Annotated in this window: 14 protein-coding genes; 6 read left to right on the forward strand and 8 right to left on the reverse strand. The window is 44.0% G+C overall.

From position 1 onward, the window contains the following. Positions 1 to 75: 75 nt before the first annotated feature. From ACYX4M_RS05515 to ACYX4M_RS05540, 6 genes are read right to left on the reverse strand one after another with little or no spacing between them, the layout of a single operon-like run. Positions 76 to 693 (reverse strand): gluconate 2-dehydrogenase subunit 3 family protein, encoded by a 618-nt coding sequence (locus ACYX4M_RS05515; RefSeq protein ID WP_476082201.1) that lies wholly within the window; start codon positions 691 to 693, stop codon positions 76 to 78. Further along, entirely contained in the window at positions 693 to 2,378 is a 1,686-nt protein-coding gene (locus ACYX4M_RS05520; protein ID WP_476082202.1) for a GMC oxidoreductase, read from the reverse strand. The genes ACYX4M_RS05515 and ACYX4M_RS05520 overlap by 1 nt, the downstream gene beginning before the upstream one ends. Positions 2,379 to 2,422: 44 nt before the next feature. Next, positions 2,423 to 3,340 (reverse strand): hydroxypyruvate isomerase family protein, encoded by a 918-nt coding sequence (locus ACYX4M_RS05525; protein ID WP_476082203.1) that lies wholly within the window; start codon positions 3,338 to 3,340, stop codon positions 2,423 to 2,425. Then, positions 3,333 to 4,550, reverse strand: a complete 1,218-nt coding sequence (locus ACYX4M_RS05530) for a nucleoside permease (RefSeq protein ID WP_476082204.1) — start codon at positions 4,548 to 4,550, stop codon at positions 3,333 to 3,335. Before ACYX4M_RS05530 ends, ACYX4M_RS05525 begins: the two co-directional genes overlap by 8 nt. Before the next feature lie 26 nt (positions 4,551 to 4,576). Further along, a complete protein-coding gene (locus ACYX4M_RS05535; RefSeq protein WP_476082205.1) occupies positions 4,577 to 5,644 on the reverse strand; it encodes a sugar phosphate isomerase/epimerase family protein in 1,068 nt (355 codons plus the stop codon). Positions 5,645 to 5,680: 36 nt separating this feature from the next. Then, positions 5,681 to 6,835: a Gfo/Idh/MocA family protein gene (locus ACYX4M_RS05540; RefSeq protein ID WP_476082206.1), complete on the reverse strand. Its 1,155-nt coding sequence runs from the start codon at positions 6,833 to 6,835 to the stop codon at positions 5,681 to 5,683. Between the two features lie 376 nt (positions 6,836 to 7,211). Here ACYX4M_RS05540 and ACYX4M_RS05545 point away from each other — a divergent pair, with 376 nt between their 5' ends. The 3 genes from ACYX4M_RS05545 (at position 7,212) to ACYX4M_RS05555 (ending at position 9,613) form a co-directional block, all read left to right on the forward strand. After that, positions 7,212 to 8,216 carry a LacI family DNA-binding transcriptional regulator gene (locus ACYX4M_RS05545; RefSeq protein ID WP_476082207.1) on the forward strand — a complete coding sequence of 335 codons (1,005 nt, stop codon included), beginning with the start codon at positions 7,212 to 7,214 and terminating at the stop codon, positions 8,214 to 8,216. 55 nt (positions 8,217 to 8,271) lie between these two features. Next, complete coding sequence (locus ACYX4M_RS05550) at positions 8,272 to 9,225, forward strand: sugar phosphate isomerase/epimerase family protein (protein WP_476082208.1); 954 nt, start codon at positions 8,272 to 8,274, stop codon at positions 9,223 to 9,225. A gap of 64 nt (positions 9,226 to 9,289) precedes the next feature. Further along, on the forward strand, positions 9,290 to 9,613 hold the full coding sequence (locus ACYX4M_RS05555; protein ID WP_476082209.1) for a DUF3392 domain-containing protein: 324 nt from the start codon (positions 9,290 to 9,292) through the stop codon (positions 9,611 to 9,613). A 25-nt stretch (positions 9,614 to 9,638) separates the two neighbouring features. On the opposite strand, the gene ACYX4M_RS05560 is transcribed toward ACYX4M_RS05555, so the two are convergent. Continuing rightward, positions 9,639 to 13,523, reverse strand: coding sequence for a hybrid sensor histidine kinase/response regulator transcription factor (locus tag ACYX4M_RS05560; RefSeq protein ID WP_476082210.1), 3,885 nt, complete (start codon positions 13,521 to 13,523; stop codon positions 9,639 to 9,641). A 68-nt stretch (positions 13,524 to 13,591) separates the two neighbouring features. On the opposite strand from ACYX4M_RS05560, the gene ACYX4M_RS05565 reads away from it, so the two are divergent. Next, positions 13,592 to 13,750 (forward strand): hypothetical protein, encoded by a 159-nt coding sequence (locus ACYX4M_RS05565; RefSeq protein ID WP_476082211.1) that lies wholly within the window; start codon positions 13,592 to 13,594, stop codon positions 13,748 to 13,750. Here the strand turns inward: ACYX4M_RS05565 and ACYX4M_RS05570 are convergent. Further along, entirely contained in the window at positions 13,747 to 14,265 is a 519-nt protein-coding gene (locus ACYX4M_RS05570) for an HAD family hydrolase (protein WP_476082212.1), read from the reverse strand. The two genes, ACYX4M_RS05565 and ACYX4M_RS05570, sit on opposite strands and share 4 nt — an antisense overlap. A gap of 280 nt (positions 14,266 to 14,545) precedes the next feature. On the opposite strand from ACYX4M_RS05570, the gene ACYX4M_RS05575 reads away from it, so the two are divergent. Beyond that, positions 14,546 to 15,439, forward strand: coding sequence for a DMT family transporter (locus tag ACYX4M_RS05575; RefSeq protein ID WP_476082213.1), 894 nt, complete (start codon positions 14,546 to 14,548; stop codon positions 15,437 to 15,439). Positions 15,440 to 15,589: 150 nt separating this feature from the next. Further along, complete coding sequence (locus ACYX4M_RS05580; protein ID WP_476082214.1) at positions 15,590 to 17,386, forward strand: GGDEF domain-containing protein; 1,797 nt, start codon at positions 15,590 to 15,592, stop codon at positions 17,384 to 17,386. Positions 17,387 to 17,513 lie beyond the last annotated feature (127 nt).

Genomic DNA, 17,513 nt, shown 5'->3' on the forward strand with positions numbered 1-17,513 from the left:
TTGCGTTTGTTCACTGAGCTTTATATAAGGCTCCTGTATACGCAACTCCTGGATACTGGCCCTTCTCTATCGAGCTTATGTGGCCCACGCTTTCTCGCCCTTCTTATAAGGAAATGCTCCATCGTAACGCCCAGGAATAGCTACATATCGAAGTACTTTAGTCGCGCCAACTTGAGACGTGAAAAAGCAATATAGTGTTAGCTGTTTTAATAACGTAAAGTAGTGAGGGGTTGGCTCATCGGTGCCTGGCTCCCACTGACTTGGCTTTCCTGTCTCAACGCCTTGATAAACACCGTTAGCAAGGTTCGCCGCTTTTGCTTCCACATCCAAATCGTTAAAGAAGGTTTCTCGCTCTTGCTTAGTAAGCTGGATGAATGGCTTATTGAAGCGACTTTGGCTTAATGAAGAAATTTTCTTTATGCCATCGGCAAACCTCTTTTGAAGTAAGGGGGTGTAGCAATCGGTTACCAGCACAGCCATTGTTGCACCAACGTTTGCAGCTTTTGCTCCGGGCGTATCTGTTTGGGGAATGATTACTTCCCCCATCTCATTGAGTAGAGCCACGTCTTTCTCGTTAAACAATGTGTCACTTAGCGGTACCACAGGAATATCTTTGTATGCAAACACATTCCCTGCAAATAACGCCGTACCCGTCGCTGTCGCAATAAGTTTAAGTAGTTCTCTGCGTTCCATTATAGATTTCCTCGCTTTAACTCTTCTACGGCAAAGTCTGCGGCTCTTGCCGTTAATGCCATATAGGTCAGTGAAGGGTTAACACAGCTGGCCGATGTCATTGCTGCACCATCGGTCACGAATACGTTAGGTGCGTCCCATACTTGGTTATGCGCATTTAAAACAGACGTTTTTGGATCTCTGCCCATACGCGCCGTACCCATTTCGTGAATACCCATGCCAGGAGCATAGTCGGCATCCCAACCTTGAACATTCTTAAGCCCAGCTGCTTCGAACATATCAACGGCGTCTTGCTGCATATCTTTACGCATCTTGAGTTCGTTTTCTTTGATCTCAACGTCCATGGCAAGTACCGGCAAGCCCCACTTATCGGTGACTTTTTTGTTCAGGTACACTTTATTTTCGTGGTACGGAAGAATTTCACCGAAAGCTGTCATCCCGATGGTCCAAGGACCCGGCTCGGTGATCGCATCTTTTAGCCCTGCACCTATACCAAGTTCGGCAATATCTTTGCGCCAGCCCGAACGACTCGCGCTGCCTTGATAGCCGAATCCACGCAAGTAGTCACGCTTATCACCATCCCAATTTCTAAACCTTGGCACATAGAAACCGCTTGGTCTGCGTCCGTAAGTATACTTATCGTCAAAGCCCTCTACTTCTGCCGATGCTCCTACTCTAAAATGGTGGTCCATAACGTTGTGGCCTAGCTCGCCACTACTGCTTCCCAATCCATCGTCCCACACATCCGTGGCAGAATTCATTAGTACCCATGCCGAGTTCAAAGCTGACGCATTAACGAAAACGATTTTACTTTTGAATACATAAGTCTCGTTGGTTTCTGCATCGATAATTTCAACGCCAGTGGCGCGCTTTTTGTCTTTGTCGAACAAGATCTCTTTTACAATCGAGAAAGGACGAAGGGTTAAGTTACCTGTTTTAACCGCAGCCGGAAGCGTAGATGCTTGTGTACTGAAATAGCCACCGAAAGGGCAACCCAACCAGCACTTATTGCGGTACTGACAATGAACACGCCCTTCTTCAGGTTTGCTTTGTGTCATGTTTGAAGTGCGGCCATGCACGATGTGACGCGCGCCTTCATAGGCCTTCTTCACCCGCGCCGCGACACTTTTCTCTACAATATTCATTGGCATTGGTGGCTGGTATACACCATCAGGCAGTACATCTAAGCCATCGCGATTACCACTAATACCCGCAAATTTTTCTACGTAGTCATACCAGGGTGCCAAATCGTCGTAACGTATAGGCCAGTCGACGGCAATACCTTCTTTAGCGTTAGCTTCGAAATCTTCTTTGTTTAAGCGGTAGCTTTGGCGCCCCCATAACAATGAGCGTCCGCCTACATGGTAGCCTCTGTACCAGTCGAAACGCTTCTCTTCGATATAAGGATTTTCTTTTTCATTTGCCCACATACCGTAGGTTTTTTCATTTAGCGGGTAGTCGCGCTTAAGCACGGGATAATCTACTTTCATTGCCTGAGTAGGTAAATCGCGATGCGGATAATCCCAATCTTCTTTATGAGCGTTTTTATAGTCTTTAATATGTTCAATATTTTGACCACGCTCGAGCATAAGCACTTTCAAACCTTTTTCTGTAAGCTCTTTAGCTGCCCAACCGCCGCTAATACCAGATCCAATGACTATTGCATCGTATTCGTTACTCGCCATAACACGTCCTTAAAACTTAATTCGTCGCTGTGCCTGTTCGCACGTTACACATCACAGATATGGATCGCTTGTTCTAGCGACGCTATTCTGCTGGCTTTGCTTTTCGGTGTGGGTATAAACTCTTGTGCTAAATAGCCTTTAAATCCGGTCTCGACAATGGCTTTAGCAATGGCTTCATAGTTGAGTTCTTGTGAAGCATCGATTTCGTGACGACCGGGAACGCCGGCCGTGTGATAGTGACCAAAGTACTGATAGTTATCTCGAATAGTTCGGATGATATCTCCCTCATTAATTTGCATGTGGTAGATATCGTAAAGTAGTGAGAAGTGCTTAGAGCCTAGGCGTTTGCAAAGTTCTATCGCCCATGCAGAATTGTCGGCCATGTAATCAGGGTGGTCGACTTTGCTGTTAAACAGCTCCATAAAAATCACCACGTTGCGCTTTTCAGCATGAGGTAAAATACGTTTTAACCCTTTAACCGCATTTTCCAGTCCCTCTTCTCGTGACATGCCTCGTGCATTGCCGCTAAAGCAGATAAGGTTTGTATAACCTGCATCAGCGATCAAATCGATGTGCTTTATATAACGCGCTTCTAATTCGTCGTGGAGCTCACTGTGAATGAAACCGTCTTCAAGACTTATCTCGGCGCCGTTACACATAGAAGAATCGATGCCGTATTGCTTTAGCACAGGCCAATCTTCAGGGCCGACTAGGTCAATCGCACTAAAGCCCAAGCCTTTTACGGTTTTACACAACTCTTCAATACTTAAATCGCCGTAAGTCCATCGACTTACCGAGTGATTCACATTGCCTTTAAGCGGTGTATTCATGGCATTACTACCTTTACCTGCTGTGGTTGACTCGGCTGCCGCTAAACCAGAGGCGGTTAATCCTACTCCTGCTAGCCCCACCCCAGTCATTGCCATGCTTTGAAGTAATTTCCTGCGTGAGTTGTTATGCATCTGAGTTCACCTTTTCCTTTCTAAATAAAATAGTGAATAGCACTAACACAACCGCGGCGAACCCTGCTGGGAATAACCAAACCTGCTGCCAACTATGCGCACCGGTTTCCATCGTGTAGGTATCGGTAATTGAGCCAGCAACCGCAAAGCCCACCAGCATACCTACCCCATATGTCGCTAAGGTAATTAGCCCCTGCGCTGCACTTTTTACGTTTTCTCCCGCCTTTGCATTGGTATAGATTTGCCCTGATACAAAGAAGAAGTCGTAACAAATACCGTGCAGTGCAATACCAACAATAAGCATGAACAAGCCTTCGTCAGCGTTTCCGAATGCGAACAGTGCATAACGTACAACCCACGCTGCCATGCCTATCACTAACGTGGCTTTAATGCCGAAACGGTTCAAAAATACCGGCAGGGCCAACATGAACAATACTTCGGAAACTTGACCTAGTGTCATTTTGCCCGTTGCATTTTCAACGCCTATTTCAGTAAGGAAAGGGTTTGCATTCTGGTAGTAAAACGCCAACGGAATACAAATGAGTACCGATGAGAAAAAGAACACAAAGAAATTCTTATCTTTGAGCAGTGCCAACGCATCTAAGCCAAGAATGTCGCGTATAGTTACCGCTTTACCGCTAGATTGAGGTGGCGTGTTTGGTAGCGTAAAACTGAACACACCTAAAATTAACGAGGCAATGCTACATAATAAGAAGGTGTTTTTGAGCATACCATCGGCAATAGACTGTGCAGAATCCCATGAGAAGACATAGCTAATCATAAGGCCTGCTACAATCCAGCCGATAGTGCCCCACACACGAACTTTTCCGAACTCTTTTGACGGGTCGACCATTTGTCCGAATGACACTGAGTTAACCAAAGCAAGCGTAGGCATGTATGCAATCATGTATGCCAACACATAAGGGTAAAAGCTGGCAAAATCATTCGCTTGGTACATACAGTACATAAGCACGGCACCAACAATATGTAGTAAGCCGAGGATCTTTTCTGCATTAAAGAACCGGTCAGCAATAAGGCCCACAATAAAGGGGGCAATGATGGCGCCCCAGCTCTGGGTTGAGAAAGCCATACCGATTTGCCCACCATTGGCAGACAGGGTATTTGATAGATACGTACCTAATGTTACAAACCAGCCTCCCCAAATGAAGAACTGAAGGAACATCATCAAACTAAGGCGTAGGGTTATCATAGTTATTGTTATCCTATTGATGGCGCTTAGCGCTCAAGGCCTAAAATACGATTATTCTTCGCTTCGCTAACGTCTCCACCAGCAAAGTCGTCAAACGCATATTTGCTTGGCTCGATAATGTGTGAAGCGATAAACGGTGCGCCTTCTGCCGCGCCTTGCGCACTGTCTTTTAAGCAGCATTCCCACTCTAAAACTGCCCAACCTGTGAAGCCATACTGGGTAAGCTTGCTGAAAATACCTTTGAAGTCGACCTGGCCGTCGCCAAGGGAGCGGAAGCGTCCCGCGCGGTCTTGCCAGTCTTGATAGCCGCCGTACACACCGTTTCTACCGTTCGGATTGAACTCGGCGTCTTTGACGTGAAACATTTTGATCCGGCTGTGGTAGCGGTCAATGAAGTCAAGGTAGTCAAGCTGCTGCAAAACAAAGTGGCTTGGATCGAAAAGAATATTTGCTCGTGGGTGGTTATCTACAGCTTTTAAAAACTGTTCGAACGAAGCCCCATCGTGCAAGTCTTCCCCGGGATGAATTTCGTAGCATACGTCAACACCCGCATCGTCGAATGCATCGAGAATGGGTTTCCAACGCTTGGCTAATTCAGCAAAGCCTTGCTCGACCAAGCCAGCAGGACGCTGAGGCCACGGGTAAACCAAGTGCCACATTAATGCACCAGAAAAGGTAGCGTGAGCTTTCAATCCTAAGCGCCTACTGGCAATAGCCGCACATTTGAGCTGATTAATTGCCCATTCGGTTCGCTCTTGTGGCTTGCCGTGCAAGTGCGCCGGCGCAAAGTTATCGAATAACTCGTCGTAAGCGGGGTGAACCGCCACTAGCTGACCTTGTAAGTGCGTAGAAAGCTCAGTGATTTCTACGCCTGCGTCTTTACAAATTTTAGCAATGTTGTCGCAGTACTCTTGGCTCTCCGCTGCTTTTTCTAAATCGAACAGACTAGGATCAGTAGGTACCTGTATTCCCTTGTAACCAAGCGACGCTGCCCACTTCGCCATATTTTCGAGCGTATCGAACGGCGCTTCTTTTCCCATGAACTGAGCAAGGAAAATAGCCGGCCCTTTTATAGGTTGTTGATTAGTAGCCATAAGCGCTCACCTTTTTCATTGTATGTATTAATTGCATTACTGCGTTCCTTCCTGACTGACCGACTCCCATTTGGTGTCGCTGTCAGTACTGGCAAGCATGGCATCTATAAATACCATTCCGCGTATGCCTGAATTTATTCCTGGAACGCCGTCAGCTTTGCCTTTACGATTCGCGCGTACCGCTTTAGCAAAATCGGTATACAAGTTTGCCATTGCTTCTAAGTAGCCCTCTGGGTGGCCAGCTGGAACACGACAACGTGCAGATGCAGCATCACATAACCCAACTTGACCTTGGCCGGCTCTAAACACTTGATAAGGGGCATCAACAGGGCGAAAAATGACAGAATTGGGCTCCATTTGACGCCACTCCAAGCCACCTTTGTCACCGTAGACGCGAATCTTCAATGCGTTTTCTTCACCGGCACAAACCTGTGAAGCAATCAGCACACCCGATGCGCCCTTTTTAGTTTTAATAAGCGCAGCGCCGTCGTCATCTAATCGGCGTCCTTCAACATGCGTATTTAACTCGCCACAAAGCGAGATAACACTGTCGTTTAATACAAACTCAACAAGTCCAAAGGCATGAGTGCCGATGTCACCCATTGCGCCCGTTGCGCCAGAAATTGCTGGATCGGTACGCCACTGCGCTTGCTTATTGTGCGTTTCTTCTTCGCCCGACAACCAGCCTTGCGGATACTCAACATACACTTTTCGAATTTTGCCCAGCTTACCGCTTTCAACAAGGTGACGTGCTTGCCAAACCATAGGATAACCAAGGTAGGTATGAGCCAAGCCGTATAGCGATTCACTAGCGTGAATAACATCTTGAAGCTCTTTTACTTCTGCAAAGCTAACGCCTGCTGGTTTTTCACAGAAAACATGAAAGCCCGCTTTAATTGCGGCAAGTGAAATAGGTACGTGAAGATGATTAGGCGTTACGATAACCACAACCTGCATGCGCTGCTGCTCAGGTAATTTGGCTTCTTCTTCTAACATTGACTGCCAGCTGTCGTATGTGCGCGATGTTGATACGTTCAATGCAGAAGCAGTACGCGTATTATTTTCTTCGTTGCGGCTAAATGCGCCACACACCAACTGGTAGTTCCCATCTAACCCTGCGGCATGACGATGCACGGCACCGATGAATGCGCTTTCCCCACCTCCGATCATTCCCATTCGAATTGGTTGCATTGAAATTCCTCTGTGTTCAAACGCACTATTGGTGTTACTAATGCAACAAAATGTAACCCGTTACATTTTTATGGTCAACACAAAAAGCAGCATTTTATTAATCTAAAGTTTACAAATGACTAGGTGATACCGAGGCTTTGCTACCTAAAACAGCCTATTTCTGCACAAAATTCAAACATAACACTAACTCAAATTTACATAAATCCTACAAATAACCTTTGACGTTTTAATGAAACTGCGTATTCTTTTACTTAAAATGAAAACGGTTACATAGTAATTTCACGTAAATTTTGAATTCGCTACCATTGTATAGAGCACACCTCTACTGAGTTAGGTTTACAATGCGCGAGTGAATTAACAAACAGCAATAACTCAAATGGCAAATATTAGAGATGTAGCAGATAGTGCCGGCGTGTCGGTCGCTACCGTATCAAGAACCTTGCAACAACCTGAGCGTGTTTCTCCTAAAACGCGCAATAAGGTGATGGCCGCGGTTCAGGCAGTTGGATATAAGCCTAACTTAATGGCGGTTAAGTTTCGCTCGGGAAAAACCCACAATTTAGTGGTACTGGTGCCCACGGTAGCGAACGTGTTTTTTGCCCGTGTTATTAGCGGAATGCAGGAAGCAGCCGCAGAGCTAGGTTATTCCATTTTACTTGCCAACACCCTTGGTAACAGCGAAATTGAAAGCCATTACGCCAAAATGGTAAGCACTTCCCAGGCAGATGGGCTTATTCAGCTGCGTGCGCACAACCCATTTGATGCCACTATGATCAACGACAATGGCCTACTTCCAATGGTGAATGCCTGTGAGGTGATTGACGATGGTCAATATCCTGTTGTGTCGTTAGACAACCGTGCTGCAGCCAAGGCAATGACCGAACACTTAATATCGTTAGGACATTCCCGCATTGCCATGATTAAAGGGCCGAACTCTAGCCCGCTGACTCAAGACCGTCTAGCTGGCTACAAGGACGCACTAACGCAAGCTGGTATTTCTTTTGATGAAAATTTGCTGTTCCCGGGAGACTTTACATTACAGGCCGGATACAACGCAGGCGAAACCATTGCTCGTTTGAAAGACAGGCCTACCGCTGTTTTTTGCGAAAACGACGAAACAGCTATTGGTGCCATGCAAGCCTTCAAGCAAGCTAATTTGCATGTACCAAACGATATTTCTGTAGCAGGTTTTGACGACATTGCGTTCTCAGCCTTTGTCGACCCGCCGCTAACGACTATTGCACAACCGGCAGAAGAGTTTGGTAGAACGGCAGTTACGCTTTTAGTGGACCTACTGAACGGCAAAATTCGCAAAGCCCCCAAGGTTATTATGCCGTTTGAACTTATTGTACGTGGGAGCACAGGCAAGGCTTTGAGTTAATTAGTGAGAGTAAAGCGCCAGCCCCTATGAACCTAGACATATAAAGGAGCATACAGTGAATTGGAGTAAAGAAACCTTGAGCAAGACAGCAATTTTAGACGCGGCCAGCAGTATTGGCTCTGGCGTTTCAAGACGACAGTTCATTAAATACTCTTCTGGTTTATTGGCGACTATGAGCGCTCCTGCTGTTTTGGCAAGTACTAGTTCGGTTCAGGGGCATGGTAGTGATAAAGGAGCTATGATGAAGGGCATGCATAAGAGTGCTGTTGGTCTGCAGCTTTATACGCTTAGAGATATTATGAAGGTGAGTGTGCCGGCAACGCTTAAACTGGTTGCAGATGTTGGCTATTCGGAAATGGAATTTGCAGGCTACTTTGACCACAGCGCAAAAGAAATTAAGCAACTGCTTGATGAAAACGGCCTAACTGCGCCCTCGGCACATATTCAGTTAGACGCGTTCGATACTAACCTGTCTCAAATTTTAGATGACGCACAAACCGTTGGTCACAAGTACTTAGTGGTACCTTGGCTTAGCGAAGCACAGCGCGGTACGGGTATAGCGCCTTACCAAGCCCTTGCAGAAAAGCTAAACATCATTGGTGAAGCCTGTAAGAAAGAAGGCATTACCCTTGCCTACCACAACCACGATTTTGAATTTGAATTACGCGACGGTAAGACACCATTAGACGTGCTTATAACTCAGACCGACCCAGACCTTGTTGCCATGGAGCTAGATTTGTACTGGACGGTAAAAGCAGGTAAAAACCCCATTGATTACTTTAAGCTGTACCCAGGCCGCTTTAAGCTTTGGCATGTGAAAGATTTGGCGGAAGACGGCAGCTTTGCTGACGTGGGCACAGGTACTATTAACTTTAAAGAGATATTTGCGCACGGCAAGCTGGCTGGCATTGAACATAAATTTGTAGAGCGCGACCGAACCACTGACCGCATAGCCACTATTGAACAAGGCTTCAAAGCAGTAAGCGCATTAAATAAAGGCGTTAGCTAACGCTTTTGACCTTGACGTGGTTATAATGGGCACACAGTAACATCGTCATAATAGTAGTCATTTTATGAGTGAACTTTTCAGTGCCCTTTCTCGCACATTAAGCCCCTATTACACCGAAATGAGCATTATGCTTATGGCCACAATTTTAGTGGTGTACGGCGACCTGATTAACGGCCATGTAAAACGCGTTCTTGCACCTTATCACTTTATTATTCGCGTTAGCATGTTTGTACTGCTGTGTGCCTTTGGCTATGGCGCACTAACCTTGTATGGCGCCCCCTTCTTGAAACACACCCTAGCCTACTTGCCCTGGCAGTACCAAGGTGCAGGCTATGTGGCATCGTTTCTATTGATAGGCTTTTTGGCGGAAAGGCGTAGGTATGTTTAGCAGCTTTTTTACTCTGTTTAAAAAACTAAGCGACAGTTTTACTATATTGCTCTATGTACTTTTTAGGTGGTAGATGCATGACCTTTTTGAAAGAGGTAGAAAAGTAAGCAGCTGTTCCAAAGCCAACATCTAAACATGTATCTAAAATACTATTTCCCTCTAGCAGCAGTGGGATAGATTTTTCAATTCTGAAGCGCGACAGAAACTCGCTAAAATTGTACTCGAACAATTCAGACATCCTTCGATTTAAACTTCTTGGACTTATCAATAATTGTGAGGCAGCTTGGTCTCTATTGAATGCTTCGTCTTGATAGTTCTTTTCAAGAACAGCGATGAAATTTAGATAGAATGCCATATCCTTCTCGTTATCAAACTCAGGAATTGTTAAGCACCCAAATTTGAAAACGGGAAGCGCGCTTTCATCTTCTTCTTTTTCTTTTGCTTCTCTGACAGACAATAAGTGTTCAACACGCAGTATTATCTCTTCATTTGAAGCTGGCTTCGCTAAGAAGTAATCTACCTTTTCCTCTAACGCTGCTTTTTCCAGTTCACTTCCTGTTTCAGCAGTTAGCATTAATATCGGAATATTTGCATAACTTGCATTGCTGCGAATAGCTTTAGTTAAACTAAGCCCGTCCATTTCGTGCATGATTTGATCTGTTATTACCAAGTCGACCAAATAATGCTGCATAACATCTAAAGCTTGAACACCATTTCGCGCAACAAGACAGCGATATTTGTCTGAGAACAGGTCGAAAAGGTAAGAACGGAATTCTCTGCTGTCATCAACAATTAATAGCGATTTCTTATTTGTTTTGGCATTTGCCGTCGAAATTTTTTCAGCTTGCGAGTTTACAAAAGCAATATCATCGACTGGAAGCGTTACAGTTACTTTCGTTCCCACACCTTTTTGACTTTGAAGTGCAACCTCTCCTTGGTTTAACTCTACTAGAGTTTTAACCGTAGCTAGCCCTACACCATTCCCATCTAGTTTATTATTACCTCTAGCAAACCTTTCAAACACTTTGTTCTGTAAGTTTTCATCAATTCCCTCACCATCATCACTTACAGTAATCTTTAGTGCCTTGCTATCCTGTATAGCACTCACCTTTATCGTGCCAAGTTCAGGTGTAAACTTGATAGCGTTCTGAACAAGGTTTGACAAGATTTTTTCTAAGCTTTCACTGATCAGAGACACATCTTTTTTGACCTTTATTCGCACTTCAAGATTTTGCCTTTTTTGCTTCGCTAGAGGTTCTAGGGATAGCACAATTAAACGAATATTTTCGGATGAATATGACTTGTAATAATCTTCAAGGTTGAAAGCTGTAGGGACATCCTGACTCATCTGGTTAATTAATTGCTCGACCCTTTTCACATTGTCTTGGATACTAACTAACTCTTTGCGCGTATCCTTATCTGCATCAGGAATTTTTTCCAAGGAACCGTTTATCACTTGAAGAGGTGTTCGAAGCTCAGAGGTTATTTCGTTGATGAAACGCTCTTTACTACGCAGCATTTTTTCGAACTTTGAGTGCCCATCTGTTATTTCATACCGCGTGAGATGAGAGTATAAACTGGTGGTTTTGAAATAACTCCATAACGCTGTTAAATATTTCAACTTATACGCAATTAGAAAACTCAGGGCCAAAAGGAAATAGACGCCTAAAGCATATCTGTGAAAGTATATTGGCCGTTCTACTTCGAAAGTTAGAGACGTTATAGGGTTTTCGTAACCACTTACTCTTGCTTGAAATTCATAATGACCAGACTTTAAGTCTGTCACGGTTAGAAATGCTTGGGATAAAGGGTGTAACTTCCACTTTTCGTCCATTCCTAAAATTCTAAACTCTAACTTTTCATTATCATAGTTAGAAAAGCTACTCGTTCTGAAATCAAGAGAAAGTTTGTCGAAATCACTTTCTAACTTTATAGGCTTTTGAAATGCCGTCGGCTGTGAATAAACTTTATGAGAGTGCATCTCACTATCGGTCCACTCTGCTCTAGTGAATACGACGTTACTTTTTAAGCTTTCCTTGGCTTTCATAGCCGTTATCGCTCTTTCTTCGTTTACCAAATAAGTATACTTATCGCCAAGGATAATCAATCTTTCACCAAACTGGTGTATCCCACGATATTCAAAATCTGTATCAAATATTCCGTCGCTTTCATTAAAAGAGATTAGGTCATTAGCTGAATCGACCACAAAAAGCCCCATATTTGTCAAAAACCACAAATGATTACTTTCACTATGAAGGGCTCCTCTAATAAACCTAGCTCCAGTTCCAGCTAATAAATCGGAGTTACTTATTTCTCCTGAGCCTTTGTTAATCGATTTGATACCTTGACCTGAAGTACAGAGCAAGAAAACCTCATCCATTTCAATCAAACAGGTGAGCCCAACCCACTTCCCGTCATCAGGAGAAATAGACTTCCAATTAAACTTAGACATTTGAATATGGAAATTACTATCAACATCAAACCCGGCTATTTCACCCGAAGTTGTTAAGAATGAAAAAAGCATTTGTCGTGGTGCGGGAATTTTATCCGCTATCACCCCATCATCTAAGATGTTGTAGAAGGCTTTGTTCCCTTCATCATGATAGAAATAAAAAAGCGAATCTGATTGCTGAATAACATGACTAAACTTGGAACTACAGTAATCACCATGCAGGCTGATACTTTTAAAAAGATCAGCATACTCTGATAGATTTTCATCGATACACTGGTTCCCCACCCAGAAACTAAAGGACTTTAATTCTCCTGTTTTTACATTTAAGAGGTAATCTTGCTTTTGGGTACTCACCCCATACCCAAACTCATCACTAAAGCCAAAAGACTTGATGTTTTGCCTAAGTACTTGTTCATCTTTATGGATTAGATTTATAGCTTCGTGAGACTGTGTAATAGAGATAAGGCCAAGCTGAGACGAGGCCAGTAGTAATTCGCCCGAGGGAAGTTCAGCTAGTTTAACGATACTTCTAATTCCGTCTGAAGTTATGAGCGGCGCCATAAAATCAGGTTTTTCGATTGTTTCATTATTTAATTCATATAGTCCGCCTGCAGCGACAAAGATCCTGCGAGAATTTGAGATATAGATATCTGAAACAGGGCCGACGGGGTATTGAGGGTTCTTAAAAGGGAAAAACGACTTATTGTGAGTTGAAGTGTTCCAAACATAGACTCCCTCGCTACCACCAAGGTAAAGAGTCTCGCCGAGCACTGACACGGCATCTACCGATGAGAGGTTAGTTAGAGAGCTATCAACTGATATTAATTCGCTAGTTTCTTTTTTAGCATCAATTTTAACTAACCCACTTTCAGATCCGAGGTAGATCAAGCCATCTACTGATACTGCCAAAGAAAGTACATTGTTTACATTACCTGGCGCAACGTTTGATGCCCACTCCTGAAGCTCTCCGGACTTTTTGTCTACAACGATAATGCCTGTAATTAGTGAAACTACTGCGTATTGTTCAAGAACTCCGATCTTCCAAGCATATCGCGGCCACTTATCTCTAGAACGAAACTTTTCTGTGACACCTGTGTCTGTCCTATATTTGAAAACCCCTACCCCAAATTCGACGATCCAGAGTGTATTTTCTTTATCGAAGTATAAGTCTGAAATAGTCCCCCGCTCATTAGAATCGATATTATATTCCAACTTTTCTGAACGACCGCCTAAGTACCTAAATAGACCATTTTCAGAAGCTATATAGACTGCGTCGCCAACAACTTCAATATCTCTTATTATTCCTGCGGGAATACCAGCAAACTTAGTTTTTCCATTTAATGTAACGCCAAAAGCACTAACGTTTTTTGAAGAAGTGAGACAACAAAACATTAAAATTGCGCCAATGATGGCAAATTTTCTAACAAGTCCTACTTTCGTCTCTAACTGCAAATCCATATGTCTTTTGCCTTGTTACTTTTCTAATGCTTTTTAAGCAATATCAACTAAATGGAAAGGAATTAACTATGAGTATCGAACAAAATATGAACATGCAAGAGCTTGCGGACGAAGACTATACTAAAGTATATGCTGGTACTGGACACTTTTACTTATTAGAAGAAGACTTAGTGACAATACTGCCCGAACTGCCAACTCTACCTTCGGGCCATAAAGTCGACATCTAAACCAACAACCACTTCATCCCAGCATTCTCGGCGGCTTGCTGATCGTAAATAAAGTCGCCCACATATAGGCAGTCTTCAGGTTGAAGCTGCCATGTGTTCGCCACTATCAGTAATGCAGTTGGGTCGGGCTTGGCTGGGGCATCTTCGCGGGTTAGCACGTAATCGATAGGTATGTCGTTATTGGCTAGCTTAATTGCGGTGGCTTGGCGGCAGTTGCGGGTAACTATTGCCATGGGGAGTTTGTGTGCCTGCACCTTTTCTACCATGGCTTTGCCAATGGGTAACCACTTGGCGTTTTCTGCATCGTCTAGTTCGTGTTGCAAAATAGTGCGGTGTGCATTCACTTTGGTTTCGGCGCAGCTAAGGGCTTCAACAAAGTTAAGAATATCCTCGCCTTGAGGGCAGCCTATGTCGGCGCGCATTTGCGTGAAATTAAGGCTAGACTCTACCAAGGTGCCGTCTAAATCGAATATTACACCTTTAATGCCGGTCAAATTCATCTGCTCTACGCTCACGCTTTTCTCGTCCTTTTACTTCACTGTTATTCTTAAAGTTTAGTTAACGCCCACTTAATTGAGTACAGCGCTTAACTTACTCACGAATCTTAACGCTAACATAATGCCACGAAAGCCTTTAGCCTTCAGTTACGTTTGCTTAAGGCTTCAGTATATTTAGTTAAAAATTACTGATGTGATTTAAGTTTACCCCGCCCACACCTTGCTTTAGCATAGCCGCTCTTTTTGGCAGACTAAACGTTGCCCTTTCTGATTTATTTATATTGTTCACAGGTAATTTATGGGTGTTTTTGCTGCGCTAGGTACAGCGCTTTGTTGGGCAATTGCTGCGCGCTTGTTTCGTGGTACGGGTAACGCATTTTCGCCGCTTACTATGAACTTTTGGAAGGGGCTTATTTCTATTGCCATTTTGGCAGTGGTTTTAGTAGTGGTTCAGCCAACGGGGCTTAGTACTCATGCTGTTTTGTGGTTATTACTTAGCGGGCTTATTGGTATAGGCATTGGCGACACCTGCTTTTTTAAAGCCTTACAAAGCATTGGCGATAGCCAAGCGGTGCTGGTCGCAGAAACCCTTGCGCCTTTATTCACTGCCCTTTTTGCTATGGCGTTTATTGGCGAATGGATTACCTGGCAGCAGTGGGTTGGCGTTGCAGTAGTACTGTTTTCGGTAGATATGGTTATAAAGGTACGCAAACGCAGCACTACACACTTGTTTGCTACCAGTGGTTACTTGTATGGTGTGGGCGCGGCACTATGTCAGGCAGTTGGTGCCGTAGTTAGCCGCGACATTTTAAGTACCGGTGAAATTGACGCGGCCAGCGCTGCATTCCTTCGCTTAGTTGGTGGTATGGTCTTTGTTGTGCCATTTATAGCCATAACCAAAACCCGCTATATGCCTGTTATTAACTACCAAAGCAACGGCGGAAAACGGGTATGGCCTGCCTTTATAGTAGCTACTCTGCTTGGCACTACTGCTGCTATTTACCTACAAATGTTTGCGTTTGCTTATGCGAAAGCGGCCGTGGTTCAAACCCTTATAGCTACAAGCGCATTAATGTCGTTAGGGGTTGCATGGGTGCTTGGTGAAAAAGCAACGAAAGCCACTATTTCATGGTCTGCCGTCGCCTTAGTAGGCGTGGCAATTTTGGTAAGCTTTGGATCGTCTGTGCATTAAGGGCTATTTACTTTTTACCTTCAAGAGATATGAAAATTCAGACACAAAATACGCAGAAAGACACAAAAAAGCCGTAAGTTTTGAGGGCTTCATGTAGTAGTTCGCAACTCAAATGGATATTATAAAGAAAAAACGTAAACGTTCTCCCCTATGGTTCGAAGGCTTTATTTAACAACCCTATTTTTTTTCAGTGTGCTATTTGCCTCTTGTGCGCTGGCGAATACTGATGTCGATGCCGTTATCGAAAAAGTTCGCTCGCCCTCGTACGATTGCCCCAGTCAATCGTTACTGCCAGAGCTAGAACAAACGCTCACTTTAGAAAGCCTCACACCCCAACAACGTTTTGCTTTGACCGTAGCCAAAGGGCAGTTTTTAATTTGTCGTGGCAAATATGAAGAAGCAGAGAACATGCTGCTTAAAGCCATAATGCAAAACAATATTGATGAGGGCTCTTATGCGTTTGCATCGGCTATCTATCAAATTGGCTTCACTTATGACGCCAGAGAGAACCCGGCGCGCTGTGAGTACTATCAACAAGCTCAAGATTTATCTTCACCAGAACGTCACAGCGATATTTTTACCAGCTCTTCGCTAGGGCTGATCAACTATTGTTCAGAGTCTACGTCGCCCGAAGTCAGGCTAGGTAAAATGTTTGGCGTGCTTAAACGCTATTCCGACAACGGCAGTCCTGGCGAACTCGCGCATATCCACAACGCTATCGGTCTTCTTTACGGTAAGTTAGAGCAGCATGCGCTAGCCGCCGAGCAGTATTTAAAAGCACATAAAATGGGCCTTTTGGTATATAAAGGCAGCAACAAGGTAAGCATTATAATTAGTGCCATCGTTTCGCTACTGAGCAGTGGTCAAACTGATAAAGCGTATCAGAGCATTCTAGAACTAGGTGTACTGAATAGCGAAATAGACACGCCGCTTAGTAACTTTTTGTATCAATATGCGCTGTCTATCTACCATAGAAAAACGCGTGATTATAATAAACTAGCCTATACTCTTCCCGATTTAGAGAAAGCGACTGCCAATATCTCTAGCTCCCTCGGCCAAAAACTAGTTGCTTGGCATAAAGCCGAATTATGTTTACATAACGAGGATCTCACCTGTTTAAAGCAGTATTTAACTGATATAGGTGCATTAGACAAAATCGCCATTCCAAAAGTCTTCAATACCAACCTTGACTACTTAAGTTTTAATGTTTCAATATTTTTAGCTTTAGGCGATATAGGGCGCGCAAAAGAAGCCCACAGTATCTACTCAAAAGAGGTCATTAAGCGAAGGGAGCTTACCCAAGATACCGCTTTAATTGTTGGTGCAGCTAATCTATATACACGTATATATGACCTAGAGTCAGCCATTGAAAAAGCCGAAGAACAGAGAAGGAACACTTTATATACCGCTATCGCAGTGTTCTTATTGCTTATTATTATTGCTGGCTACGTGCTACGCAAGAGGCACGTAGCGCGCAAAGCCATTGACCCAGTAACGCTTCTACTTAATGCCGATTCAGCTATTACTCGCATCAATAAACTTGAAGCGCCTAAACAAGGCAGGGCTATCGCAATTGCGATATTCGACATCAGTAACCTACGTGAGATAACGCGTAAAGTGGGTTCTACGAAAAGCGATTTTGTATTGCGAAAAATTGCGCAAAATCTTCAGACCGTAACTCGGGGCAACGATATTTTAGGGCGTTTTGGGACAGACCAATTCATTTTATGCCTTCACAATATCGAAGAGCGAAGTGCACGCCAGTTCTTCGACCGAGTGCAAAGCGCGCTAGCAAATACCTTTGAGGGCGACACCACAAACGACTATATTGTGGTCGAAACTCAAATGAGCATATTTATTGGCACCGAAAAAATTACTGGGCTCAACGACATACTCGATGATATCGCCATGTCTATTGATATGGAAAGTCGCAACGACGCCATTTAGCTTAACAAAAATGCGCGAACTGTATTTCAGTGTCGCGCGTTCCCAATATCCTCATAACCTCCTTCAACGCCACCCCATCGACATTGGTCGTATAGAGCTCTAGTAAAACCAATTCTGTTTTACAGTG

The organism is Alteromonas sp. ABV4_150, from assembly GCF_056311745.1.